This window comes from Stenotrophomonas sp. STEN014, assembly GCF_056760315.1.
This window is the reverse complement of record NZ_JBRREN010000001.1, coordinates 297,612-322,307: the sequence shown is the minus strand read 5'-3', so window position 1 is coordinate 322,307 and position 24,696 is coordinate 297,612. Positions and strand designations below refer to the sequence as shown.

Annotated in this window: 23 protein-coding genes; 7 read left to right on the top strand and 16 right to left on the bottom strand. The window is 68.4% G+C overall.

Annotated elements, in window-relative coordinates; all coding sequences use genetic code 11:
- Nucleotides 1–27: 27 nt before the first annotated feature.
- Both ACVOMC_RS01265 and ACVOMC_RS01260 read right to left on the bottom strand, forming a co-directional pair.
- Nucleotides 28–888 carry a PA4780 family RIO1-like protein kinase gene (locus ACVOMC_RS01265; RefSeq protein ID WP_057505525.1) on the bottom strand — a complete coding sequence of 287 codons (861 nt, stop codon included), beginning with the start codon at nucleotides 886–888 and terminating at the stop codon, nucleotides 28–30.
- A 230-nt stretch (nucleotides 889–1,118) separates the two neighbouring features.
- Complete coding sequence (locus ACVOMC_RS01260) at nucleotides 1,119–2,291, bottom strand: acyl-CoA dehydrogenase family protein (protein WP_481522527.1); 1,173 nt, start codon at nucleotides 2,289–2,291, stop codon at nucleotides 1,119–1,121.
- A 201-nt stretch (nucleotides 2,292–2,492) separates the two neighbouring features.
- On the opposite strand from ACVOMC_RS01260, the gene ACVOMC_RS01255 reads away from it, so the two are divergent.
- Together ACVOMC_RS01255 and ACVOMC_RS01250 are read left to right on the top strand one after the other, a co-directional pair.
- Complete coding sequence (locus ACVOMC_RS01255) at nucleotides 2,493–3,869, top strand: amino acid permease (RefSeq protein ID WP_481522526.1); 1,377 nt, start codon at nucleotides 2,493–2,495, stop codon at nucleotides 3,867–3,869.
- 420 nt (nucleotides 3,870–4,289) lie between these two features.
- Nucleotides 4,290–4,553, top strand: coding sequence for a hypothetical protein (locus tag ACVOMC_RS01250; RefSeq protein ID WP_481522525.1), 264 nt, complete (start codon nucleotides 4,290–4,292; stop codon nucleotides 4,551–4,553).
- 15 nt (nucleotides 4,554–4,568) lie between these two features.
- On the opposite strand, the gene norR is transcribed toward ACVOMC_RS01250, so the two are convergent.
- Nucleotides 4,569–6,122 carry a nitric oxide reductase transcriptional regulator NorR gene (norR, locus tag ACVOMC_RS01245; RefSeq protein ID WP_481522524.1) on the bottom strand — a complete coding sequence of 518 codons (1,554 nt, stop codon included), beginning with the start codon at nucleotides 6,120–6,122 and terminating at the stop codon, nucleotides 4,569–4,571.
- A gap of 147 nt (nucleotides 6,123–6,269) precedes the next feature.
- Between norR and hmpA the strand changes: the two genes are divergently transcribed.
- Nucleotides 6,270–7,451, top strand: a complete 1,182-nt coding sequence (gene hmpA, locus ACVOMC_RS01240) for an NO-inducible flavohemoprotein (protein WP_481522523.1) — start codon at nucleotides 6,270–6,272, stop codon at nucleotides 7,449–7,451.
- A gap of 299 nt (nucleotides 7,452–7,750) precedes the next feature.
- On the opposite strand, the gene ACVOMC_RS01235 is transcribed toward hmpA, so the two are convergent.
- The 4 genes from ACVOMC_RS01235 to aroE all read right to left on the bottom strand — a co-directional run bounded on the left by ACVOMC_RS01235 (nucleotide 7,751) and on the right by aroE (nucleotide 11,630).
- Nucleotides 7,751–8,167 carry a hypothetical protein gene (locus ACVOMC_RS01235; RefSeq protein ID WP_481522522.1) on the bottom strand — a complete coding sequence of 139 codons (417 nt, stop codon included), beginning with the start codon at nucleotides 8,165–8,167 and terminating at the stop codon, nucleotides 7,751–7,753.
- Nucleotides 8,168–8,242: 75 nt separating this feature from the next.
- The gene (gene dinG, locus ACVOMC_RS01230; RefSeq protein WP_481522521.1) at nucleotides 8,243–10,342 is read right to left on the bottom strand and encodes an ATP-dependent DNA helicase DinG; all 2,100 of its coding nucleotides are present in this window, start codon (nucleotides 10,340–10,342) and stop codon (nucleotides 8,243–8,245) included.
- Between the two features lie 75 nt (nucleotides 10,343–10,417).
- A complete protein-coding gene (locus ACVOMC_RS01225) occupies nucleotides 10,418–10,774 on the bottom strand; it encodes a hypothetical protein (protein ID WP_481522520.1) in 357 nt (118 codons plus the stop codon).
- 7 nt (nucleotides 10,775–10,781) lie between these two features.
- A complete protein-coding gene (gene aroE, locus ACVOMC_RS01220; RefSeq protein WP_481522519.1) occupies nucleotides 10,782–11,630 on the bottom strand; it encodes a shikimate dehydrogenase in 849 nt (282 codons plus the stop codon).
- A 53-nt stretch (nucleotides 11,631–11,683) separates the two neighbouring features.
- On the opposite strand from aroE, the gene ACVOMC_RS01215 reads away from it, so the two are divergent.
- A complete protein-coding gene (locus tag ACVOMC_RS01215; RefSeq protein WP_481522518.1) occupies nucleotides 11,684–12,562 on the top strand; it encodes a TolB family protein in 879 nt (292 codons plus the stop codon).
- A 21-nt stretch (nucleotides 12,563–12,583) separates the two neighbouring features.
- Here ACVOMC_RS01215 and ACVOMC_RS01210 read toward each other — a convergent pair whose 3' ends face one another.
- The 4 genes from ACVOMC_RS01210 to ACVOMC_RS01195 all read right to left on the bottom strand — a co-directional run bounded on the left by ACVOMC_RS01210 (nucleotide 12,584) and on the right by ACVOMC_RS01195 (nucleotide 15,132).
- Nucleotides 12,584–12,859, bottom strand: coding sequence for an SHOCT domain-containing protein (locus ACVOMC_RS01210; protein ID WP_481522517.1), 276 nt, complete (start codon nucleotides 12,857–12,859; stop codon nucleotides 12,584–12,586).
- 1 nt (nucleotide 12,860) lies between these two features.
- Nucleotides 12,861–13,850, bottom strand: a complete 990-nt coding sequence (hemB, locus tag ACVOMC_RS01205; RefSeq protein ID WP_054660766.1) for a porphobilinogen synthase — start codon at nucleotides 13,848–13,850, stop codon at nucleotides 12,861–12,863.
- Nucleotides 13,851–13,879: 29 nt separating this feature from the next.
- A complete protein-coding gene (locus ACVOMC_RS01200) occupies nucleotides 13,880–14,794 on the bottom strand; it encodes a bestrophin family protein (RefSeq protein ID WP_481522516.1) in 915 nt (304 codons plus the stop codon).
- Between the two features lie 89 nt (nucleotides 14,795–14,883).
- Nucleotides 14,884–15,132 carry a hypothetical protein gene (locus ACVOMC_RS01195; protein WP_057505534.1) on the bottom strand — a complete coding sequence of 83 codons (249 nt, stop codon included), beginning with the start codon at nucleotides 15,130–15,132 and terminating at the stop codon, nucleotides 14,884–14,886.
- Between the two features lie 153 nt (nucleotides 15,133–15,285).
- On the opposite strand from ACVOMC_RS01195, the gene ACVOMC_RS01190 reads away from it, so the two are divergent.
- Nucleotides 15,286–15,708, top strand: coding sequence for a hypothetical protein (locus tag ACVOMC_RS01190; RefSeq protein WP_481522515.1), 423 nt, complete (start codon nucleotides 15,286–15,288; stop codon nucleotides 15,706–15,708).
- A gap of 46 nt (nucleotides 15,709–15,754) precedes the next feature.
- Here ACVOMC_RS01190 and ACVOMC_RS01185 read toward each other — a convergent pair whose 3' ends face one another.
- The 3 genes from ACVOMC_RS01185 to ACVOMC_RS01175 all read right to left on the bottom strand — a co-directional run bounded on the left by ACVOMC_RS01185 (nucleotide 15,755) and on the right by ACVOMC_RS01175 (nucleotide 20,817).
- Nucleotides 15,755–17,551 (bottom strand): DUF885 domain-containing protein, encoded by a 1,797-nt coding sequence (locus tag ACVOMC_RS01185; protein ID WP_481522514.1) that lies wholly within the window; start codon nucleotides 17,549–17,551, stop codon nucleotides 15,755–15,757.
- A 275-nt stretch (nucleotides 17,552–17,826) separates the two neighbouring features.
- Nucleotides 17,827–20,052, bottom strand: a complete 2,226-nt coding sequence (locus tag ACVOMC_RS01180) for a S9 family peptidase (RefSeq protein WP_481522513.1) — start codon at nucleotides 20,050–20,052, stop codon at nucleotides 17,827–17,829.
- A 72-nt stretch (nucleotides 20,053–20,124) separates the two neighbouring features.
- Nucleotides 20,125–20,817: a glutathione binding-like protein gene (locus ACVOMC_RS01175; protein ID WP_481522512.1), complete on the bottom strand. Its 693-nt coding sequence runs from the start codon at nucleotides 20,815–20,817 to the stop codon at nucleotides 20,125–20,127.
- Between the two features lie 110 nt (nucleotides 20,818–20,927).
- Here ACVOMC_RS01175 and ACVOMC_RS01170 point away from each other — a divergent pair, with 110 nt between their 5' ends.
- Both ACVOMC_RS01170 and ACVOMC_RS01165 read left to right on the top strand, forming a co-directional pair.
- Nucleotides 20,928–21,476: a TIGR00645 family protein gene (locus ACVOMC_RS01170; protein ID WP_054659647.1), complete on the top strand. Its 549-nt coding sequence runs from the start codon at nucleotides 20,928–20,930 to the stop codon at nucleotides 21,474–21,476.
- Nucleotides 21,477–21,667: 191 nt separating this feature from the next.
- On the top strand, nucleotides 21,668–22,663 hold the full coding sequence (locus ACVOMC_RS01165) for an energy transducer TonB (protein WP_057505538.1): 996 nt from the start codon (nucleotides 21,668–21,670) through the stop codon (nucleotides 22,661–22,663).
- 66 nt (nucleotides 22,664–22,729) lie between these two features.
- On the opposite strand, the gene ACVOMC_RS01160 is transcribed toward ACVOMC_RS01165, so the two are convergent.
- Both ACVOMC_RS01160 and ACVOMC_RS01155 read right to left on the bottom strand, forming a co-directional pair.
- Nucleotides 22,730–23,923 carry an ABC transporter permease gene (locus ACVOMC_RS01160; RefSeq protein ID WP_481522511.1) on the bottom strand — a complete coding sequence of 398 codons (1,194 nt, stop codon included), beginning with the start codon at nucleotides 23,921–23,923 and terminating at the stop codon, nucleotides 22,730–22,732.
- On the bottom strand, nucleotides 23,920–24,675 hold the full coding sequence (locus ACVOMC_RS01155) for an ABC transporter ATP-binding protein (protein WP_481522510.1): 756 nt from the start codon (nucleotides 24,673–24,675) through the stop codon (nucleotides 23,920–23,922). The genes ACVOMC_RS01160 and ACVOMC_RS01155 overlap by 4 nt, the downstream gene beginning before the upstream one ends.
- Nucleotides 24,676–24,696 lie beyond the last annotated feature (21 nt).

The following is a 24,696-nucleotide window of genomic DNA, read 5'->3' as shown; positions in this document are numbered from 1 at the left end:
TCGCGGTTTTGACGGCCGGCCAGCGGCTCAGTCGTCGTCCTGCTCGGCCGCTTCACGGCCCTGCTGGCGGATCAGCGCTTCCTCGCGGGCGTCGTTAATGGCGTGGCGCACGCTGTCCAGATCGATGCTGCTCATGTCCGGGGTGTACTGCCCGGTCAGCACGGTGTCCGGCTGCAGCTCGCCAGCCTGGAACAGCTCCCACATCTCCTCGCCGTACCAGGTGTCCAGCAGTTCCGGCGCGCTGCGCCCGAGGAACGCGGTGAGGTTGTTGACGTCGCGCAGCAACATGGTGCGCGCAGCGTTGTTGCCGGCGGCGCTGACCACCTGCGGGAAATCGATGACGATCGGGCCGTCCGGGCCGACCAGCACGTTGTACGGCGACAGGTCGCCGTGGATCAGCCCGCAGCACAGCATCAGCTTGACCTGATGCACCAGCACCGCGTGGAACTGGCGCGCCTCCTCGGCCTCGAGCTCCACCTCGCCCAGGCGCGCGGCGCTGAAGCCTTCGGCATCGGTGACCAGCTCCATCACCAGCACGCCGTGGAAATAGCCGAACGGCTCGGGTACCCGCACCCCGGCTTCGCGCAGCTGGTAGAGCGCGTCGACCTCGGTGTTCTTCCACGCCGTTTCCTGCTGCTTGCGGCCGTACTTGCTGGCCTTGCCGATGGCCCGGGCCTCGCGCGAGCCGCGGACCTTGCGACCCTCCTGGTACTGCACGCGCTGCTGGAAGCTGCGCTGGGCCATGTCCTTGTAGACCTTGGCGCAGCGCACTTCACCGCCGCTGCGGACCACGTAAACGGCCGCTTCCTTGCCGCTCTTGAGCGGGCGCAGCACTTCTTCGATGACACCGTCGTCGATCAGTGCCTGCAATTGTTGGGGTGTCTTCACGGTCTCTCGGTAGGTACTGGCCGACAGGGCGGCACGGCCGGGCGGCGGATCGAACGGCGTCGAACGTGGCCCGATAGGACGGGATCAAGGGGGCATATTGTTGCCGATGGCGCCCACCGGCAACAGGCCGGCGGCATCTGCCGGGGTGGGGCGGCGTTCACGTTGCCGCCGGAACCCGCCCCGGCGGCAATGCGGTTGCCAGCCGCGTCCGCGCGGCGCTTCGCCCGCGATCAGAACGCGTTGATGCCGGTCAGCTCGCGCCCGATCACCAGCTGGTGCACGGTCTCGGTGCCTTCATAGGTGATCACCGACTCCAGGTTCAGCGCATGGCGGATCGCACCGTGCTCGATGGTGATGCCGGCGCCGCCGAGCAGGTCACGGCATTCGCGGGCGATGTCGATGGCCAGGCGGCAGTTGTTCCACTTGGCCAGGCTGACCTGCTGCGGCTGCATCTGCCCGGCGTCCTTCAGGCGGCCCAGCTGCAGCACCAGCAGCTGGCCGGCGGTGATGCGGCGGGCCATGTCGGCCATCTTGATCTGCGCGCTCTGGGTGGCGGCGACCGGGCGGCCGAACAGGATGCGCTCCTTGGTGTAGGCCAGCGCTTCGTCCAGACAGGCGATGGCCGCACCGATCGGGCCCCAGGTGATGCCGTAGCGGGCCTGGGTCAGGCAGCCCAGCGGGCCCTTGAGGCCCTTCACGTTGGGCAGGCGGTTGGCATCGGGCACGCGCACGTTGTCGAAGAACAGCGCACCGGTCACCGAGGCGCGCAGGCTCATCTTGTGCTTGATCTCCTGGGCGGTGAAGCCCGGGGTGCCCTTCTCGATGACGAAGCCCTGCACGCCCTCGTCGGTGTTGGCCCAGACGATGGCGATATCGGCCACCGGGCCGTTGGTGATCCACATCTTGGAGCCGTTGATGACCCAGTCGCCGCCGTCCTTCACCGCGCGGGTCTTCATGCTGGCCGGGTCCGAACCGCCGTGCGCCTCGGTCAGGCCGAAGCAGCCGATCACCTTGCCGCGTGCCATGTCCGGCAGCCAGCGCAGGCGCTGTTCTTCCGAGCCGTAGGCGTAGATCGGGTACATGCACAGCGAGCTCTGCACCGAGACGAAACTGCGGATGCCCGAATCGCCGCGCTCCAGTTCCTGGCAGATCAGGCCATAGCTGACACCGTTGAGCCCACCGCCCCCGTACTGCTCCGGCAGCGAACTGCCGAGCAGGCCCATGTCGGCGATCTCGCCGATCAGCTCGCTCGGGAAGCGGCCCTGGTCGAAACAGTCGCCGATGATCGGAATGACCCGCTCGTCGGTGAAACGGGCAACGGAATCCTGCACCGCGCGCTCTTCCTCGCTCAGCAGCGAACGCACATCGAACAGGTCGTAGGGGTTCAGTGTCTTCAGGCTCATTACTGTCTCTGGGAAGGCGCCTCGGCGCCCGGGAAGGTAGGGCATAAGGTAGTGCAAACCGGCCGAAAGAATTGCTGCGCCCGCACGTCCGCCGCCGCCACGCGGGGCGGTTGCCGCCGGCCCACCCCCCAACCTTCGGGACAGACACGGCAACGGGTGGACGCGGTATGGTGTCGCCCTCCTCAGCCGTGAACCGCACCGATGCCCGCCACTCCTCCGGCCCCGGCCACCGCGCCGTCGCAGTCCCTGGAACGCGCGCTCAAGCCGCGCCAGCTGATCATGATGGGGCTGGGCAGCGCGATCGGCGCCGGCCTGTTCCTCGGCTCGGGCGTCGGCATCCAGGCCGCCGGTCCGGCGGTGCTGATCTCCTATCTGGTGGCCGGCACGCTGGTCATCATCATGATGCACGCCATGGGCGAGATGGCCGCCGCGCGCCCGACCAGCGGTGCGTTCTCGGTCTATGCCGCCGATGCACTGGGCGCCACCGCCGGGGCCACCGTGGGCTGGCTGTGGTGGGCGCAGCTGGTGGTGGTGATCGCGGCCGAATCGGTGGGCGCGGCCGGCCTGCTGGCCACGGTCTGGCCACAGCTGTCGGTGCCACTGACCTCGCTGGCGTTCATGCTGGTGTTCACCGCGATCAACCTGCTGGGAGTGCGGAACTACGGCGAGTTCGAGTTCTGGTTCGCGATCCTCAAGGTCGGCGCGATCATCGCCTTCATCCTGGTCGGCATCGCGCTGCTGCTGGGTCTGCTGCCGGGCGTGACCTCGCCGGGGCTGGCCAACTTCACCGCCCATGAGGGGTTCATGCCCAAGGGCCTGGCCGGTATCGGTGCGGCGCTGCTGGTGGTGATCTTCGCCTTCGGCGGCACCGAGATCGTGGCCGTGGCCGCGGCCGAAACCCAGGACCCCGAGCGCAGCCTGGCGCGCGCCATCCGCACCGTGGCCTGGCGCATCCTGGTGTTCTACATCGGTTCGATCGGCGTGATCATCGCCGTGGTGCCGTGGAACAGCGCCTCGCTGAAGTCACCGTTCGCCGCCGTGCTGCAGGTGGCCAATATTCCCGGCGCCGCCACCGCCATCACCCTGATCGCGGTGATCGCCCTGCTGTCGGCACTCAACGCCAACCTCTACGGCGCTTCGCGGATGATCTACTCGCTGGCCGAGCGCGGCGAAGCCCCGCGCTGGCTGGCGCGCACCAACGCCCGCCAGGTGCCGGTGATCGCGGTGCTGGCCAGTGTGCTGTTCGGCTTCGCCGCCACCGTGCTGGAACTGCTGTTCCCCGACCAGGTGCTGCCGGTGCTGCTCAACGTGGTCGGTTCCACCTGCCTGCTGGTATGGACCATCACCCTGGTCTCGCAGCTGATCCTGCGCCGCCGCGCCGAGCGGCGGGGCACGCCGCTGCCGTTCCGGATGGCCGGTTTCCCGTATCTGACGGTGCTGGCGCTGGCGATCCTGGCGCTGATCTTCGCCCTGCTGATGGTCTCGCCGCAGACCCGCATGCAGTTCCTGTCGATGGCCGCGCTGACCGCCGTCATCGCCCTGTGCAGCGCGCTGGCGCGGCGTGCCCGCGGCGGCTGAACATGCCGGATCGGGCTGTTCACCGGCCCGCCGCGACGGCGGGCTTGTTTTAACGCCAAACTAACGGCAGGCTGCGCCCATTCGAGGCCAGCCATGCCGATTGAAGACCCAAGCGTCGACCCCCACATCGCCCCCAACGCCACCTTCGCGCAGCCGTTGTGCGGGAAGTCGGCCGGCGGCTGGCTGGCGTCCGGGCGCGGCAAAAATCACCTCCGATGCACCCGATCCGGGCTATCAACGCGGGTATCGCAATGCACAGGTTGGGCCCGACGTGACCGTACCCGCTCGCAACTCATCGCCCTGGCCCTCGCCGGGCGGGCCGATGGCCAGCGCCGCCACTGTCCACACGGACCGCATTGACCTGGCCTCCCCGCTCCACAACGTCCCTTTCCCCCTCCCCTGCCGCCTTATCGCAACGCCATGATCGACCTAGACGACCTTATCGAGCGCGCCATCGACCCTTCCGCCGTGAAGCTGGAAGGCACCCTGACCAATCCGCCCTCCTTCGGCGTGTATGCCATCACGAACGACGAGGACGGCAGCACCCATTACCGCTTCGGCAATCACCCGGTGCGTCTGCACGAGCTGGAAGACAAGTTCGGCGCGGCCGAGCTGGAATACCTGTTCCTCAACCGCGAGGACGCCGCGGCGATGACCGCCGCGCTCAACCGCGCCGACTCCTGAGCCGCGCCTCGCGGCTCACTTCAGCCCCAGCCGCTTGGCCAGCCGGTTCAAGTTGGCGCGGTCCAGTCCCAGCGTGCGGGCGGCCTCGGTCCAGCTGCCGGCGTGCCGCTCCAGACTGGCGGCGATCTGCCGCCGCTGGAAATCCTCCACCGCCTTGCGCAGATCACCGGCCACCGGTGTGCGGGTCGTCGCCGGCCCGGAAGGGGCCTCCGGACTTGCGGCCAAGGGCAACTCCAGCGCCGGCGGGCCCACGGTGAGGATGCGCGGCCGGGCCTCGCCACTGGCGGCCAGCGCGCGCAGCACCGCACGGCCGACCAGGTGTTCCAGTTCGCGCACATTGCCCGGCCAGTCGTAGCCCAGCAGCGCCGCCTGTGCCTCGGCCGACAGCCGCAGGCTGCGCAGGCCCATGCGCGTGCGCGCCTCCTCCAGGAAATAGCCGGCCAGCAGCAGCACGTCGCGCTCGCGCTCGCGCAGCGGCGGCACCCGCAGCGGATAGGCGCCGAGCCGGTGGTACAGGTCGGCGCGGAAACGCCCTTCGCGCACCGCAGCGGCCAGATCCAGATTGGTCGCGGCGATCACCCGCACATCCACCTGGTGTTCGCGGTCCGAGCCCACCCGCTGCAGCTGCCCGCTCTGCAGCACGCGCAGCAGTTTGGCCTGGCTGGCCAGCGGCAGTTCGCCGACCTCGTCCAGGAACAGGGTGCCGCCATCGGCCAGTTCGAATTTGCCGCGGCGCTCGCCGACGGCGCCGGTGAAGGCGCCGCGCACATGCCCGAACAGCTCGCTTTCCACCAGCGCATCGGGCAGCGCGGCGCAGTTGATCACCACCATCGGCTTGTCCGCGCGCGTCGAGCGGCGGTGGATGCCGCGCGCTACCAGTTCCTTGCCGACCCCGGTCTCGCCGCTGATCAGCACGCCCAGGTCGGTCGGCGCGACCAGCTCCATCTCCTTGCGCAAGGCCTTGTAGGCGCTGCTCTGCCCCACCACCTCCGGCGGCGGACGCTGGCCGGCGGCCTGCCGCCAGGTCTCGGCCAACCGCTGCTCCTCGCCCAGCTGCGCCGACAGCGCGCCGATCCGCTCCACCGCCTTGACCGTGGCCGCGGCCAGGCTGACGAACGCCTCCAGCCGGCCGCATTCGGTCGGCCCGAACTGCCCTGGGCGCAGCGCATCCATCGTCAGCACGCCCCACGGCCGGTCGTCGATGTACAGCGTGCAGCCCATGCAGTCGTGCACCTCGAGGTGGCCGTGGACCGAATCCACCAGCCCGTCGTAGGGATCGGGCAGGCCGCAGTCGGCGGCAAAGCGCACCGTGCCGGCGCCCTGCAGGATCGCCGCCAGCCGCGGGTGCTGGTCCAGCCGGAAGCGCCGGCCCAGCGTGTCCGCGCTCAGGCCTTCCACCGCCAGCGGCACCAGCTGCTCGCCGTCCAGCCGCAGCAGCGCCACCGCGTCGGCCGGCAGCAGCTGCCGCAGCACCTGCAGCAGGCGCCGGTAGCGCTCGGACTCGGGCAGATCGCGCGACAGGTCATCGACCAGCGGAATGATCGCGGCCATGAATGGACTTCGGGTCATTTCGACACCCTCGAGTCCGATTGACTCGGATAACTACGGGTCATTTCAACCCAACACAATCGCAACCCGTTGATTTTCATAGCTTCAAAAGCTGGCACGGAACGTGGAATACACAGGGTACTCCTGAAGCAACCCGAGAAACACGCAATGCTGAGCCCCACCCAACGCGACCTGATCAAAGCCACCATCCCGCTGCTGGAAACCGGCGGTGAAGCCCTGACCACCCATTTCTACGGGCTGATGCTGACCGAGAACGAGCAGGTGCAGCCGTTGTTCAACCAGGCCCACCAGGCCAGCGGCAACCAGGCCCGGGCCCTGGCCAACGCGGTGCTGATGTACGCCAAGCACATCGACCGGCTCGAGGCGCTGGGCCCGCTGGTCGGCCAGATCGTGCACAAGCACGTCGCCCTGCAGGTGCTGCCCGAGCACTACCCGATCGTCGGCCACTACCTGCTGCGCGCGATCCGCGAGGTGCTGGGGCCGGAGGTGGCCACCGACGAGATCCTTGAAGCCTGGGGCGCGGCCTACCAGATGCTGGCCGACATCCTGATCGGTGCCGAGGAATCGGTGTATGCGGCCAATGAAAGCGCGCCCGGCGGCTGGCGTGGCGCCCGCACCTTCCGCGTCGCCGACAAGGTGCGCGAGAGCGCGGAAATCGTCTCCTTCCATCTGGTGCCGGCCGACGGCGGCGCGGTGGTGGACTTCCAGCCGGGCCAGTACATCGGCATGACGCTGGTGCTGGACGGCAAGGAGGTGCGCCGCAACTATTCGCTCTCGCGCGCGGCCGATGGCGTGGGCTACCGCATCAGCGTCAAGCAGCAGCACCAGGGGCTGGTCTCCAACCACCTGCACAACCATGTGCAGGTCGGCGACACCCTGGAGCTGTTCGCCCCGGCCGGGGATTTCACCCTGCAGGTCAGCGACAAGCCGCTGGCGCTGATCAGCGCCGGCGTCGGCATCACCCCGACCCTGCCGATGCTGGAACAGGCGCTGGCCAGCGGCCGCGAGGTGCATTTCATCCATTGCGCGCGCAACGGCCAGGTGCATGCGTTCCGCGAGCTGATCGCCGAAAAGCAGCAGCAGCATCCGCAGCTGCGCAGCTACACCTGCTACAGCGAAGCGCTGCCGGGCGACCAGGCCGACGCTGAAGGTTTCCTCTCGCGCGAACTGCTGGAGCAGTGGCTGCCGGCCGAGCGCGACCTGGATGCCTACTTCCTCGGCCCCAAGCCGTTCATGGCGCAGGTCAAGCAACTGCTGCGCGCTGCCGGCGTGCCCGAAGCCCAGAGCCACTACGAGTTCTTCGGCCCGGCCGCGGCGCTGGACGCCTGAGCCGCGCAGGCACACCGTGTTGAGGGGGGGCAGGCCGGCGGGGCAATCCGCCGGCCTGCTTGTTTGCCCCTGCCGCAAGCCCCCACGGCAGGGCTAGGCGGCGGGAGCGCGCATTGCCGGGAAGATGGGCATGAACATCTGTGCCGTGAAGCGGACGGCGATGCCGCGCTTTCGGCCCGGCGGGCGGGGACATCGGCCGGTCCTGTCCGGCCACGCTGGAACCGCTGGAACCGCTGGAACCGCGGGAGCGGCGGGAGCGGCGGGAGCGGCGGCCAGGCTCCATCACCGCGGATGCGGGATCAGCGCAGGTGGGCCTGCAACCAGCGCTCGACGATGACGAGCGTTCCCAGCTTGGCCGGAACCGCCAGCGACATCGCCCGTGCAAAAGCATCCGCCTGTCGAATGAAGGCCTGTCGGGCCATCCGCTGCGCCTGCTGCACGGCCGACTGCTGCCGGCGCAGCTGCACGATCTGCAGCGACGGCCGGCCCGGCGGGGCGAACTTCTGGTAGCGGCGCAGCTCATCGGCGACCAAGGCGACATCGGCCTCGCGCTGCGCCAGCGCCTGCCCGGCCAGCAGCAGCTGCTCCAGCGCCTGCCCGCGCGCGTTCAAGGCACCGTCCGCATCGAACAGCGCCAGCGGCGCCAGCACCGGATCGCGCTGCTGCAGACGCTGCAACGGCAGCGTCCAGGGAAAGGTGGCGATGAAATCGGACATGCGGGCGACAGGCAAGGAAGGGCGAGGCACTGTACGGACTGGCGCCGGCCGGCACCAGTCACACCGGCCGCACGCTCAGCCGATCACCCGCTTGAATGGCGGCAGCGCATCGATGATGCGTTTGCCGTAGCGACGGGTCAGCAGCCGCGAATCGAGGATGATCACCCGGCCCGTGTCGGTGGAGGTGCGGATCAGCCGCCCGGCGAACTGGGTCAGCGTGCGCAGCGCATGCGGGATCGCGATCAGGTTGAACGAATTCAGCCCGCGGCTTTCGAACCACTCGCTCAGGGTCGAGGTCTGCGGATCGGTCGGCACCGCGAACGGCACCTGGGTGATGACCACCGTGGTGCAGGCCTCGCCCGGCAGGTCCAGGCCCTCGCCAAAGGAGTTCAGGCCGAACAGCACCGAGCCCTCGCCCGCCGCGGTGCGCCTGAGGTGCTCGTCGATCATCTTCTGCTTGGCGCCGTCACCCTGCACCAGCACCTTCTTGCGCAGCGTCGCCGGCATCAGCTCGGCCACTTTTTCCATCTTCCAGCGCGAGGTGAACAGCACCATGCTGCCCTTGTCCCAGTCCAGTTCGCTGGCCAGGTACTTGGCCACTTCCTTGGGATGGCGCTCGCGGTCGTCCGGCGTCACCGGGAACGGCGGCACGATCAGCTCGGCCTGGTTGGGCAGGTCGAACGGCGAGGCCAGCGACACCATCTCCGCGTCTGCGGGAATGCCGTTGTCGATGGCCAGCGACTGGAAATCGCCGCCGCCGGTCAGCGTGGCCGAGGTCATCACCACCGAGTCGACCTCATCCCACAGCAGCTTGCGCAGCACCATCGCCGCCGATACCGGCGAACAGTGCAGGATGGTGTCGCCATCGCGCGACAGGGTGATCCAGCGCGCGATCGGCGGCTGGCCCTCCTTGTCCTCGCGGCGCCAGCCGGCCCACAGGTTGTACTGCTGCTCGACCATTTCCTGGGCCATGCCCAGATTGCGCTGCAGACGTTCGACCGCCGGATCATCCTGCTTGCCCTTGGCCACCGCCGAAGCCGCCGCCGTGGCCCAGTTGAGCAGGGTGCGGGTTTCATCGGCCAGCACTTCGATCGGCTGGCGCCAGGAGTCAGGCAGGCGGCCATTGGCGGCGCGCCACATCGGTTCGCGCTCGTCCGGCTGCGGAATCCATACCTGGGCGATCTCGTCGCGGAAGGCCTTGAGCAGCTTGCTCACCCGCGCCGCCACCTCGATGGCCTCGTTCGGCAGCAGGTTGCCGACCCTGTCCTTGTCCACCGCGCGGTAGGCGCCGGCGATCAGGATCTGCAGGCGGCCGGTGCGCTTGGCCATGTCATCCAGCGGCAGGGTGGCCGCGCCCTGGTCGATGGCGACATTGCCGATGTGGTGGCCTTCGTCCAGCACCAGCAGCATCTCGGCGGGCGGGGCGATCAGCGGCTGGCCGCTGTCGCTGTCGCCCAAAGAGAGGGCCGACAACAGCAGCGCATGGTTGGTGACGATGATCTGCGCATCACGTACTTCAGTACGCGCGCGCAGCACCGGGCATTGCGCCGAATACGCGCAACGGCGCCCGGCACAGGCCGAGGCCGGCGTGGTGATGCGCATGCGCAAGGTGGGGGTGACCGCCTCCGGTGCGTTGTCCAGGTCGCCATTCCACTTGCCCTCGATGAAGGCCTTGGTCAGCTTCTCAGCCACATCCATTTCGATCGGCGCCAGCGGCCGGTCGTAGAGCGGGGCCTCGTCGCCGAACATGCCTTCCTGGCTGCCCTCGCCCTGCGCTTCGGCGGCATTGCGCGTGCACAGATAACGGGTGCGTCCCTTGGCCAGCGCCACGGTGGCCTGCAGCCCGGTGTTCTTCAGGAAATTGGGGATGTCGCGCTCGACCAGCTGCGACTGCAGCGCCACGGTGCCGGTGCTGATCACCAGCTTCTTCTTGCTGGCCAGCGCGATCGGCACGCCGGCGGTCAGATAGCCCAGACTCTTGCCCACGCCGGTCGGCGCTTCCACCACCCCTACGCCGCCGGTGCCCAGCGCGCGCGACACCACGCCGATCATCTGGCTCTGCGAGCGGCGCGTGCTGAACCCGGGCGTATTGGCCTGCAGCTTGGCGTAGGCGTCGCGGATGCCGGCCTTCAATTCCTCGGTCAAGGTCCGCGGTGCTTCCACTTTTTCGGTCACGCCACTGTGCTGCCTGCTGCGATCAAGGCCGGCATTTTCCCACACCGGCCCGCATTCACCGAATGCCCGTGCAGATCACAGCGTGCCGCGCGCGGCCTGTCGCCGCAGCGCCTGTACCAGCGCCCACGCCAGCAGGATGAAACCGGTGGCCTCCAGCAGCGACAGCGCGAAATGGGCCACGCCCAGCACCGTGTTCAGGCCACTGAGGCCGGCGAAGTTGCCACCGGCAATCAACAGCAGCGGCAGCACGCTCAACACGCCGCCGACAAGGGTCGCCGCCAGCAGCAGCACCAGTGCCGACAGCGCCACCGTGCGCACCCGCCCGCGCGGGGTATCCAGCAGCATCACCAGGGCCACCCCCAGCGCGATCAGGATCGGCAGGCGGTAGCCGATGGAGACCAGCAGGGTGGTCAACAGCTGCGTGCTTTCCATGGCGCGCTCAGTCGGCGGTGACCAGGAACGCATCGCGGCTGCGCAGCTGCGCATACACCGCATCGGTTTCCGGACGCATGCCATGCCATTGCTGGAAGCTCTCGGCGGCCTGTTCGACCAGCATGCCCAGCCCGTCAAAACTGTTGCGGCAGCCCGAGGCGCGGGCCCAGGCCAGGAACGGAATGGCCGCCTCGCCGTAGTTCAGATCCACCGCCGTGGTCATGCTGTTGACCAGCGACAGCGGCAGGTTGAAGCCCTCACCGCCACCGCGCGCGGCCGAGGTGGCGTTGATGATCAGTTCGAAATCGCCCTGTTCGCGCAGCGCTTCCCAATAGGCGGAAATCGCGCGGCCCGGTTCGCTCATCGCATCGACCAGCGCATCGGCGCGCTCCGGCGAGCGGTTGACCACGATCAGTTCCAGGATGCCGGCATCAAGCAGCGCCGGCGCCACGCCGCGTGCGGCGCCGCCGGCGCCGAGCAGCAGCACGCGGCGGCCGCGCAGGTCCAGCCCATGCCGCCCGGTCAGGTCGCGCACCAGACCGATGCCGTCGGTGTTGTCCCCGTGCCAGCGATCACCCTTGCGCAGCAGCGTGTTGACCGCGCCGGCGCGCTGCGCACGCGAGGTGGTGGTGGTGCACAGCGCGAACGCCGCCTCCTTGAGCGGCAGGGTCACATTGGCCCCGACGCCGCCCTCGGCGGCAAAGGCTTCCAGTGCGGCGGCGAAGGCGTCCGGCGAGGCCTCGATCGCACGGTAGTCCACGGCGATACCGTGCGCCTTGCCGAAAGCCGACTGGATGAAGGGCGACTGCGAGTGTGCGATGGGCTGGCCAAATACGGCGTAGCGGGGTGCGCTCATGGTGATCCTCTGCATGACCTAGACTGGACGCGATTCTCGCCTGCGGAACCTTCATGCGGACCCGACCACTGCTGCTCGCGCTGACTGCGAGTCTACTCTGTACCCCGGTGGCCTCGGCGCTTTCCGAGTTCGGCATCGAAGGCATGGGCGTGGTCTCCACCCGCGCCGATGAGCTGCGTGCCAGCCTGTCGGCCGACGGCCAGCGCATCGTCTGGGCCAGCAACCGCGACGGCGGTGCCGGCGGCTGGGATCTGTGGCAGGCCAGCCTGCAGGGCACGCGCTGGATGGCAGCACAGCCGCTGGCGCTCAACAGCGGGGCCGACGAGGTCGATCCGTTCCTGAGCGCCGACGGCCGCTGGCTGTACTTCACCTCCAACCGCACCGGCGGCCGCGGCGGATTCGACCTGTACCGGGCCGCGGTCCGGCCTGACGGCAGCTTCGGTGCCCCGCAGCCGCTGGGCAAAACACTCAACAGCCGCCACGACGAGCGCTCGCCGGCGCTGGCCGACGATGGCCGCCTGCTGTTCACCAGCAACCGCCCCGGCGCAGCCGGCGGCTGGGACCTGTGGCAGGCGGACAGCGCGGGCGCGGGTTTCAGCGCGCCGACGCCCCTGGCCGGCATCAACAGTGCGGCGGATGAAATCGATGGCAGCTGGCTCAGTGGCGGCCGCGCGGTGCTGTTTGCCCGCACCGCGGCCGAAGGCGGCACCCGGGTCTGGCTGGCGCAATGCCGACAGGGCCGCTGGGCGCCACCCGCGGCGCTGGCGCTGTCGTTCAACACACCCGGGGGCACCACCCGCGGCGCGCTGGTCGATGCCAGCAAACCGGCCGAGCTGGTGCTCAGCGGCAGCGCACGGGCGCCGCGGGCCGGCGGCCTGGACCTGTACCGGATGAAGGCCCCGGCGGTGGACGGCAGCGACGACTGCCACTGAGCCCATGCCGGTGGCGGCAGCTCAGCGGCGGGCGAGGATCTCGGCGCGACGCTTCTCGTACTCTTCCTCGCTGATCTGGCCCTTCTGCTTCTGCAGGCTCAGCGCGCGCAGCCCGGCATCCACCTCCGGCGGCGGCGGGGCTTCGCGCTGCAGCCGTTCGGCCGCCGAATGCAGTTCGGCCGGACGCCGGCGCGCACGCACGATCGCCGCGATCACCAGCCCGATCACCGCCGCGAATACCGACACGCCGATCACCCATACCACCCACTGGTAGGCCTGTACCGCCGGAGCATCCATCTCAAGCCTCCTTCAGCCAGCGCGCGATCTGCGGCGCGTAGTAGGTCAGCACGCCGTCGGCGCCGGCGCGTTTGAAGCCGATCATCGTCTCCAGCACGCACTTGCGCTCGTCCAGCCAGCCATTGGCCGCGGCCGCCTTGAGCATCGCGTACTCGCCACTGACGTGGTAGGCGAAGGTCGGCACGCCGAATTCGGTCTTCACCCGGCGCACGATGTCCAGGTACGGCATGCCCGGCTTGACCATCACCATGTCCGCGCCTTCCTCCAGGTCCAGCGCGATCTCGCGCATGGCCTCGTCGCTGTTGGCCGGGTCCATCTGGTAGGTCTTCTTGTCGGCCTTGCCGAGGTTGCCGGAGCTGCCCACCGCATCGCGGAACGGACCGTAGAAGGCCGAGGCGTACTTGGCCGAATAGGCCATGATGCGCGCGTTGATATGACCGGCGGCGTCCAGCGCGGTACGGATCGCACCGATGCGGCCGTCCATCATGTCCGAGGGCGAGATGATGTCCACACCGGCTTCAGCGTGCGACAGCGACTGCTTGACCAGCGCCTGGACGGTGATGTCGTTGAGCACGTAGCCGCGCTCGTCGATGATGCCGTCCTGGCCGTGCGTGGTGTACGGATCCAGCGCCACGTCGGTCATCACCCCCAGCTCGGGGAAACGCGACTTCAGTGCACGCACCGCGCGCTGTGCCAGACCCTCCGGATGCCAGGCTTCGGCCGCGTCCAGCGTCTTGCGCGAGGCGTCGATCACCGGGAACAGGTCGATCACCGGTACGCCCAGTTCCAGCGCCTGCTCGGCCTCGCGCAGCAGCTCGTCGATGGACATGCGGTCCACGCCCGGCATCGAGCCGACCGGCGCGCGGCCGTCCAGCTCATGCACGAACACCGGCCAGATCAGGTCGTCGGTGGTCAGCGTGTGCTCGCGCATCAGCCGGCGCGAGAACTCGTCATGGCGCATGCGGCGCGGGCGGTAATGGGGATGGCCCATGGAACTACTCCTTGATTCAAAAACGGTGATCAGCGCAGGACATAGCCCTGCGGCTGCAATGGTTCAGGCAATGGCTGCCGGCCCAGCGCGTCCAGCACATCGATCTCGATGGTACGCACCATCGCATCGAGCGGCAGGTCATTGGGCTCCAGCCCGAACGGCTCCTCCAGCTCCTCGCCGAGCTGGTCCAGGCCGAAGAAGGCATAGGCCAGCAGCATCGACACCAGCGGCGTGGCCCAGCCCAGCGCGCCGGCCAGGCCGAACGGCAGCAGCACGCAGAACAGCCACGCGCAGCGGTGCAGCAGCAAGGTGTAGGCAAACGGCAAGGGCGTGCCGGCGATGCGCTCGCATCCGGCCTGTACCGAGGACATGGCCTGCAGGCGCGCTTCGAACTGGCCGTACAGGTAAGGGTCGAGCCGACCTGCGTGCAGCGGTACCGCCAGCTCGCCGGCCAACTGCGCGAGCACCGCGTCGGGGATGTTGCGTCGCTGCAGCACCACCCTCTGATCGTCGGCCAGCCACGGCGCCGCCGCGGCCGCCTGATCGGCAGCGCGCAGGCGCGCGGCCAGTGCGTGGGCGAAAGCGATCAGCAGATGGGACGCACGCGTGCGCAGCGCCGGCTCACCGGGCAGCAGCGCCGCAGCCGCGCGGGCAACACTGCGTGCCTCGATCAGCAGCTGGCCCCACAGCTTGCGCCCTTCCCACCATCGGTCATGGCAGGCGCTGTTGCGAAAGCTCAGAAAGATCGACAGCACCAGACCCAGCAGGGTGAAGGGCACCACCGTGACCCCGTCGCGACCAAACGGGTGCCAGTAGCGCTCGAACGCCGCCACGGCCACCGCCAGCACACCGATCGCCAGCACCTTGGGCGCGATGGCCGGCACGATGGAACCGCGCAGGATGTACAGCAGCTGCCAGCCAGTGGGACGGGGGCGGATGATCATCGGAAAGCAATCACGCCGGGCAAAGGCCCGGTCAACGCGGGCATTTTACGCCCGCTGGCCGCCCCCGACCGGGCCACCCTCTTCCCGGTTCAGATGAACCCACCGCCGATGCTCAGGCGGATCACCCCGACCACGATCACGATGCCATTGAGCAGCAGGCCGGTCTTGGCCCGGCCCCGCTTGCTGGCATGGGTGAACAGCAGCCCGATCGCGGCGATGACCGCGCCCACCGCAGCGAACGGAATCAGAAACCAGTTGCCCCACCCCAGCAGCGGGATGAACGCCAGCACCATCCACAGCAATGCCACAATGCCCCAGACCAGGCTGATCAGCCCCATGTTGTTTCCTCCGCTTGTTGCAGCCTGCACCATAGCCGGTAAACCGGCTCGAAAACGCCCCTGTGCGGAAAGTCGCCGGTCCTGTGGAATTCGCGGCTGATTCAGCAACTGCCGGGGATCATCCGCAAACAACGATCATCGGGGAGTGAAACCATGAAATTCCCGCTTGTCATCGCTTTGGGCCTGGTCTTGGCCACCGGCGGTTGCGCCAGCACCTCCAAGGTCATGCTCGGCCAGGCACGCGCCCCGGTGGACCCGGCCAGCGTGCAGATCTATTCCACGCCGCCGCCGGGCTCGGTGGAAATCGCCCAGCTGGAAGCCTCCAGCGCGGTCGGCTTCGGCACCCAAGGCCAGACCGATGCCGCCGTCGCCCGGCTCAAGCGCGAAGCGGCCGCGCTGGGCGCCAACGGGGTGATCCTGATGGGCGTGGGCGGCGGACGTTCGCCGGTCGGCATGTCGGTCGGGGCCGGCAGCTTTGGCCGGCACAGCGGCGGGGGCCTGAGCGTGGGTATTCCGACCGAGCAGAAACGCGCGGCCGGGGTGGCGATCTGGGTACCGCCGGGCGCGGGCAAGTAACGGCTGCGGCAGGACAGCGAAGGGCGCCATGCGGCGCCCTGCATTTTTACCGCTTGCGCTGCGCCGGAATGAACACCTCGTTGACCGCCGCGGCCAGCTGGTCCGGCGGCAACAGGCCCTGGTCGAGCAGGAAATTGTTGAATGCCAGGCGGTCGAACCTGTCGCCCAGGGCCAGCTCGGTCTGCATGCGCAGTTCCATGATCCGGGTGTAGCCATAGAAATAGCTGCAGGCCTGGCCCGGCGCACGCACGGTGTAGCGGTCCAGCTCCTGGGTGGCCATCGCCTCGGACAGCCCAACGCCTTCCACCAGCAGCTTGCGCGCCCGCTCGCGGTCGGTCTGGCCCAGATTGAGTGCGGGATCGAGCATCGCCCGGGCCGCACGCAGCAGGCGGAACTGCAACGCGATCATCTGCCCTTCCAGCGGCTCGAACGGCACCATCTCCGCCTCGGCATACAGCGCCCAGCCCTCAACGTTGACCGAATTGAAGGCGAACATCGTGCGCGCCAGCGAGATGCCGCGCTCGACCATGGCCGCGAACTGCAGGTCGTGGCCGGGGCGGCCTTCGTGCGCGCTCAGCGTCCACGCCGCCGCGCCGAAGTTGAAGTCGTCGTACCGGGCCTTGTCACCCGAGGCGGGGTTGCCCAGCGGCAGCACGAACGTGCCCTGCTGGCCGGTGTTGCCCACCAGCGGCGGCGGCAGGTAGTGCGGGGCAGGCGAGGCGGCGCTTTCGGCGGCGCTGCCCAGGCGCATCTGCAGCGGACGCTGCGGCACGTCGACGATGCCCTGCTTGTGGATGATCGGATCGATCGCATCGATCACGCCGCGGTAGTGCGACTCGAGCTGGTCGTTGCCGATGGTGTCCTGCTTCAGCGCGCGGATCACCGCCACGTAGTCGGTGTTGTCGGCAACCTTCAAACCCTTGGCCTGCACCACCAGCGGTGCCAGCTGGCGCATCATCGCGCGGGTTTCCATGTACTCGAGCTGGGCACGCTGCATCAGCAGCGCCGGGTCGATATCCACCCCCACCCGCTTGAGCTGGAACGCGTACAGCTCGGCCGGCAGACGGGTATCGGTGCGGGCCTGGGGCAGCACGTCCTGCTGCGTCCAGGCGATGTAGTCCTTCATCTGCGTGGCCAGCTCGGCCAGCGAGGCATCGGCGCCGTCGATCTTGTACTTGGCAAACAGCTGGCCGATGCCGGCGATGTAGGTGTCGACATTGGCCAGCGCCTGCTCGACTTCGATCCGGGTCGGCTGCAGCAGGTTGGGCGTGCCGCTCTTTTCGGCGTAGCGCTGGCGCGCCAGGGTGGCCAGCGGCTGCGTGCCCGGGGCCCTGCCGAGGTAGGCGTTGAGCCGGTCCAGTGCCTTGGCCCGGCGCGCTTCGGGCACCTGGTCGGAGAGCAGGTTGTTGAGGCCGCCGAACACGGTCTGCGGCACATCCACCCACGGCATCAGATGCTGCTCGTCGAGCGCGCTGCCTTCGATGTTGCGTCCGGCCGCGTCGATCATGATCTGCAGGTCCTGGCGCAGATTGGGATCGCGCTCGACCTGCAGCTTCTCGCGCAGCTGGTCGCGCGCCTGGTTCATGGCGGCGCGGTAGCGCGCGGCGTTGTCCGGCCCCAGATCGACCACCTTGTCGTCATAACCGGGCACGCCGAAGAAGCTGGTCATCTCCGGCTGGAACGGCGCCTGCGCGGCAAGCAGGATCTGCGCCAGCTCGTTGCTGCGCGCAACCCAGGCCGGGACGGCGGGCGTGGTCGTGGTCGTTGCGGGTGCGGCGGCGCTTGCGGTGAGCGGCAGCGGGGCGGCAAGGGCGAGCGCGACGGCGAGGACGAGAGGCTTCATGGACAGCTCCGTGAGGAATGGGCTGACCGTACGCAGTCGCTACCGGGGCGGCAAGGGTAGGAAGTGGGGGCTGTTCGCGGGAGTGGCAGCAACGGGGGCAACGCTCATCCCTTCCTGGACCTCCCCTGGCCTGCGGCCAACGGGCGAGACCCGCGGCTGCGCGGCGGTCCGACAAACCGCCGCAAACAGCTCCCTCCCCTTGCCGGGGACAAGGGAAGGGGGCATTCCGCTTTGGCTTGCAACCCCTTCCCCACAAACCACTCCAGCAACGCCGCTCAGGGCTTCAGGCAGCGCCCAAGGAAGTTTTCGGCGACGCGGTAGCGGTGCAGTGCATCCATGCCCGACAGGCCGTGCTTGGCACCCGGATAGGTCATCAGCTCGAACGGCTGGCCACGTTTCTGCAATGCGCTCATCAGGCTGGTGGAATTGGAGAACAGCACGTTGTCATCGGCCATGCCGTGGATCAGCAGCAGCGGCGAGGTCAGTCCGTCGATATGGGTGAGCACGCGCGCCTCGCGGTAGCCATCGACATTGGCCGCCGGCAGGTTCATGTAGCGCTCGGTGTAGTGGGTGTCGTACAGGCCCCAGTCGGTGACCGGTGCACCGGCCACGCCGCAGGCGTACTGGTCCGACGCCTTGGCCAGCAGCATCAAGGTCATGTAGCCGCCGTTGGACCAGCCCTGCACGCCGATGCGCGCACCGTCCACCCATGGCTGGCTCTTCAGCCACTGCACGCCCTTGAGTTGGTCGGCCACTTCCACCGTGCCCTGCACGCCGTACAGCGCGCCGCCGAAGTCACGGCCGCGGCGCGGCGTGCCGCGGTTGTCCAGCGAGAACACCACATAGCCGCGCTGGGCCAGGTACTGGTTGAACAGGTGGTCGCCACGGCCCGGCCAGCTGTCGGTCACCGTCTGCGAGGCCGGGCCGCCGTAGACGTACACGGCCACCGGGTATTTCTTCGCCGGGTCGAAGCCCTCGGGCTTGATCAGGCTGTAATGCAGCACGGTCTTGCCGTCGGCGGCCGTCAGCGTGCCGTACTCGACCGGGCGCTGCGCGTCGCGGTACTTCGCGTACGGGTGCTTCGGGTCCGCCAGGTTGTTGTCCAGCAACGTGGCGATCTTCTCGCCATTGGCGCGGAACAGCTCGATCTGCGGCGGCGTGGTGTGGTTGGACCAGCTGTCCACATAGACGCTGGCGTTGTGGGCGAACGCGGCGCTGTGCATGCCGGGGCTGCGCGAGAGCTTCTTCGGGCTGCCGCCGGCCAGCGGCACGGCGTAGATCTCGCTGCGCAGCGGCGATTCCACACCGGCGCGGAAATACACGGTGCCGGCGTCCTCGTCCACGGCCAGCAGCTCGTCGACCGGCCAGTTGCCCGAGGTCAGCGCGGTCATCTGCTTGCCATCGGCGCTGGCCAGGTACAGGTGTTGGAAGCCGCTGCGCTCGGAGGACCACACAAAGCGGCCGTCCTTCAGGAAGCGCAGGCTGTTGTGCAGCGGCACCCAGGTGGTGCCGGTCTCGGTGGCCAGCGTGCGCTGCCGGCCATCGACCAGGTTGGCCTCGACCAGCTCCAGCGTTTTCTGGTCACGGCTCTGGCGCTGGAAGGTGAGGTGCTGCGGATCGCGCCAGTTCACGCGGGTCAGGTAGATATCGGTCTGCTTGCCCAGGTCCACCCAGTTCACCGCCGCATCGGCGCGCGGCGCGATCACGCCCAAGGTGACCCGCACGTTCGGATCGCCGGCGGCCGGATAGCGCTGCTCGATCATCTCCACGCGGTCGGCATACATCTCATAGCGCTTCTGCACCGGCACCGGCGATTCGTCGATGCGGGCGAAGGCGATGGCCGAGTCATCCGGCGCCCACCAGTAACCGGTGTGGCGGTCCATTTCCTCGTCGGCGACGAACTCGGCCACGCCGTTGCCGATGGTGGCGCTGCCGTCGCGGGTCAGCTGCAGCTGCCTGCCGCTGGCCAGGTCGATCACCCACAGGTTGCGCTCGCGCACGAAGCTGACAAAGCCGCCCTTGGGCGAGAGCTTGGCGTCGGTGCTGAAACCTTCGCCATGGGTGAGCTGGCGCACCGCCTCGCGGCCCTGCTTGCCCAGGTCGTACAGGTACAGCTCGCCGCCGAGCGGGAACAGCAACGTCCTGGCATCGGGCGACCACTGGTAATCGACGATGCCGCTCAGCGCGGCGATGCGCTGGCGCTCGCGGCGCGCCTTTTCCTCGTCGCTCAGGGTCTCGGTGCCGGGCAGCACCACCTTGGAATCGACCAGCAGCCGGGTCTGGCCGCTGGCGATGTCGTATTCCCACAGGTCCAGCTGGTTGCGGTCGCTGTCCTTGCCGCGCAGGAAGGTGACCCGCGAGCCGTCCGGCGCCACCTTGGGCTTCATCAGCGTCGGGCCGGACAGCGGCGCGGTGCCGGTGATGGCTTCGAGGGTCAGCTTTTCGGCGTGGACGGCGGGAGTGGCGAAGATCATGGCAAGGGCAAGAAACAAGGGACGCATGGAATTCCTGTCGGCGACAGCACGGATCGGGCCATCCTAGCCGAGCCCCTGCGTCCTTGCCCCTGCCGTGAGTCAGTCGCGCCGGCCGAACAGCTGCTGGCGTTCTTCCTCGCTCAGCGGCTGCCCGGCCTGCGGGTTGACCGTCGGCCCCAGCGCATACGCCCGCTGCGTGGCCGGCCGGGCGGCAATGGCCTGGTGCCAGCGCTGCAGATAGGGAAAGGCGTCAAAATCCACCGGCAGCTTGTCGTAGGCGCCGATCCACGGGTAGCAGGCCATGTCGGCGATGCCGTACTCCTCACCGGCCAGGTAGGCCGACTGTGCCAGGCGCTTGTCCATCACCCGGTGCAGGCGCCGCACCTCGCTGTCGTAGCGCTCGATCGCATAGGGAATGCGCTCGGCGGCATACACGTTGAAATGGCCCATCTGCCCGCTCATCGGCCCCAGCCCGCCCATCTGCCAGAACAGCCACTCCAGGGTGGCGGCGCGCCCGCGCAGGTCGGTCGGCAGGAAACGGCCGGTCTTCTCGGCCAGGTACAGCAGGATCGCGCCGGATTCGAACACGCTCACCGGCGCGCCGCCATCGGCCGGGGTGTGGTCGACGATGGCCGGCATCTTGTTGTTCGGCGAAATGGCGAGGAATTCCGGCAAAAACTGGTCGCCCTTGCCGATATTGACCGGGACGATGCGGTACTCCAGCCCGGTCTCCTCCAGCAGCAGGGTGATCTTGTGGCCATTGGGGGTGGGCCAGTAATAGAGGTCGATCATGCGTACGGCTCCAGGAAAGACAGCCCCCAGTGTAGGCAACGGCGTGCTTGGCAGCGTTACGGCCGTGCCGTTAATCTGCCTGCTTTCCGCAACGCAGCATTCCCTGACCGATGTCCGAATTCAAGCCGCTGAGCCCGCTTCCCTCCCTGATCTTCGCCTCGCGCTGGCTGCAGCTGCCGCTGTACCTGGGGCTGATCCTGGCCCAGGGCGTCTACGTGTTCCTGTTCGGCAAGGAGCTGTGGCACCTGATCCACTCGGCCACGGAAATGAGCGAGCAGCTGATCATGCTGGCGGTGCTGGGCCTGATCGATGTGGTGATGATCTCCAACCTGCTGGTGATGGTGATCGTCGGCGGCTATGAGACCTTCGTCTCGCGCCTGCGCCTGCAGGGCCATCCGGACCAGCCCGAGTGGCTGAGCCACGTCAACGCCTCGGTGCTGAAGGTCAAACTGGCGCTGTCGATCATCGGCATCTCCTCGATCCACCTGCTCAAGACCTTCATCGAGATCGGCAACCTGGGCGCCGAAGGCAGCAAGTACACCGAAGCCGGGGTGCTGTGGCAGACCATCATCCACTGCGTGTTCATCCTCTCGGCCATCGGCATCGCCTGGACCGACAAGCTGATGCACAACGGCTCGTCGAAAAGCGCCAGCCACTGAACTACACTCCCGACGCCCGCCACATTGTGACGGGCGTCTCTCTTTCACACCATCAGCATCCCCACCTCGTGCAGGCAGGGGTGGCAATGCTAGATTCGCCCTTTGCTCCAGATCGCCGGCGTCGGGAAACGCCGTGCAGTCACCCGGTCCGGGCAATCACTTTCGCGTTCGTCGATTCAAGGGGAAGTCTGATGTCGTACGTCACGATCCATGGCAAAGCGCGCCTGCTCGCGCCCAGCTTGCTGGTGGCCGCTCTGGTGGCCTGCTCGGGCAAGGAAGAAACCACGCCTGCACCGGTCACACCGGCAGCCGCGCCCGCCGCCGCACCGGCACCGGCCGTCTCGGCCAAGGTGCAATCAATGGATACCGAGCAGCTGCGCGATTCGGCCAGTGCGGCCTTGCGCGAGAACCGCATGTACGCCCCGGCCGGCGACAACGCGATGGAGTACTACCTGGCCCTGCGCGACAAGCTGCCCGACGATGCCGCGGTCAAGAGCGCGTTGACCGATCTGCAGCCCTACACCCTGATCGCCGCCGAGCAGAGCCTGGCCCGCGAGGACTTCGCCGAAGCGCAGCGGCTGGTGGCCCTGATCGAGAAGGTCGACGCCGGCGCCCCGGCGCTGCCGCGCCTGAAGCAGGGCATCACCTCCGGCATGCAGGTGGCGGTCAAACGCACCCAGGAGGAGACCGACAAGGTCAAACGTGAAGCCGAAACCCGCGCCAAGCAGCTGGTCGAACAGCAGCGCCTGGCCCAGCAGCAGGCCGCCGAGGCCAGCGCGGCCCAGCAGCTGGCGGCCAGACAGGAGGCCGCGCGGCAGGAAGCGGCGCGTGCCGAAAGTGCGCGCCAGGAAGCCGAGCGCCAGGCGGCCGCCCGCCGTGAGGCCGAACAGCGCACCGCCACGCCCGCTCCGACGGCGCCCAAACCCGCTGCGGCGGCATTGCGCGCGGTCAGCACGCCGGCACCCCGCTATCCGGCCGACGCGCTGCGCTCGGGTACCTCTGGCGAAGTGCTGGTGGAAATCTCCGTCGGCACCGACGGCTCGGTCACCGACGCCCGCGTGCTGCGTTCCAACCCGCCGCGCGTGTTCGACCGCGAAGCCCTCAACGCGGTGCGCCGCTGGAAGTTCGAGCCGATCGCCAGCCCGACCACCACCCGCCGCACGCTGGCCTTCACACCGAACCAGTAAGTCCGCCGTCATGGCAACAAAAAGGCCCGGATCGCTCCGGGCCTTTTTGTTTGCCGCGCTCCCGGCTCAGCCGGAAATCGCCAGCCGCTCCTGCCGGTAGCGCCATACCGCCACCGCCCACAGCAGCACCGCCAGCAGCACCGAAGCCGCCAGATACACGCCCCACTGCGCTGCGGTCGGCATCTCGCCACGCGTCACCTTCACCAGCATCTGGTTCTGCGACAGGAATGGCACCGCGTACTGCCACAGCTGGGTGTCCTTGAGCGGATAGGCCATCAGCGCGTAACCGGGCAGCATCGGCAGCAGCATCAGCCACACCATGTGGCTCTGTGCCTCTTTCATGCTCTTGGCGCTGGCGGCCAGGCAGGTCAGCAGCGCGGTGCCGATCAGCACCAGCGGCAGCAGGATCACCAGCAGCTTGCCCATCGCCGCGAAGCTCACGTCCAGCGAGCGCGCGATCCCGGTGCCAAGGCTCGCACTGAGCTTGAAGGACAGCAGGATCAGCAGCATCGAGGCCAGCCCGATCACCACCGCGGCCAGCATCTTGCCGCTGACCAGTGCCCCGCGCGCGACCGGCGTGGCCAGCAACGGCTCCAGCGACTGCCGCTCGCGTTCACCGGCGGTGGTGTCCATCGCCAGATGCGAGCCACCGACGAAGGCGGTCAGCATCAGCATCAGCGGCAGGATGAAGGACAGGAAGATGCCGCGCTTGGCTTCGGCCGTGGCCAGGTCGCGGGTGCCGACATTCACCGGCGCGGCGACCATCGGGCTGATCCCGCGCGCCAGCAGCCGCAGCGAGGCCACCGATTGGCCGTATTCGCCCAGCGTGGCGCGCACCCGTGCCACCTGCACCTCGCTGGTGCGGCGGGTGGTATCGGCCACGATCTCGACCTTGGCCGGTTTGCCGGCCTGCCAGTCGGCGGCGAAGTCCGGATCGATCACCAGCGCCAGATCCTCGCGCTGGGAACGGATGCGCTGCTCGATGTCCGCCGGTGCCTCGGTGGCAGTGATGCCGCGGCTGGCCAGGAACGCTACCAGGTTCGGTGCCCGCGCGATGCCCACCACCGGCACGGTCATGTCTTTCTCCAGCTGCGTCTCGGCACGCAGGCTGGCCAGTTTGCCCATGCCCAGGAACAGCAGCGGATAGAGCAGCGGGGCGGTCAGCAGGGTCAGCAGGAAGGTGCGGCGATCGCGGGCGAAGTCGCGCAGCTCCTTGCGCATCACAGCGAACATGCTGCGGAAATATCCAGTCCGGTTCATGCGTGCAGACCCTCCTCGCTGCCGATCAGTTTGACGAACGCATCTTCCAGATTGGCCTCGCCGGCCTGCGCGCGCAGTTCCTCCGGCGTGCCCTGCGCCACCACCCGGCCCTGCGCCACGATCACGATGCGGTCACACAACGCGGCCACCTCCTGCATGATGTGGCTGGAAAAGATCACGCAACGGCCTTCGGCGCGCAGCTCCTTGAGGAAGCCGCGCAGCCCGCGGGTGGTCATCACGTCCAGGCCGTTGGTCGGCTCGTCGAGGATGACGTTGCGCGGATCATGGATCAGCGCGCGGGCGATCGCGGTCTTGGTGCGCTGGCCCTGGCTGAAGCCTTCGGTGGCGCGATCCAGGAAATCCTCCATCTGCAGCGCCTGGGCCAGGCGCTCGGTGCGTGCGGCGATGGCCGCCGGGCTCATGCCGTGCAGCTGACCGAAGTAGTCGATGTTCTCGCGCGCGGTCAGCCGCTTGTAGACGCCGCGCGCATCGGGCAACACGCCCAGGCTGCGGCGTACCGCGTTGGGGTCGACAGCGGCATCGATGTCATCGACCAGCACGCGGCCGGTCTCCGGCGTCATCAGCGTGTAGAGCATGCGCAGCGTGGTGGTCTTGCCGGCGCCATTGGGGCCGAGCAGGCCGGTGATCTGGCCGTCATGGGCGGTGAAGCCCACTTCGTCCACGGCGATCACCGGGGCTTTGTCCTTGCCCTTGCCGGGAAAGGTCTTGCGAAGTCGTTCTGCAACGATCATGGAAGCGGATTCCTCAGGAAT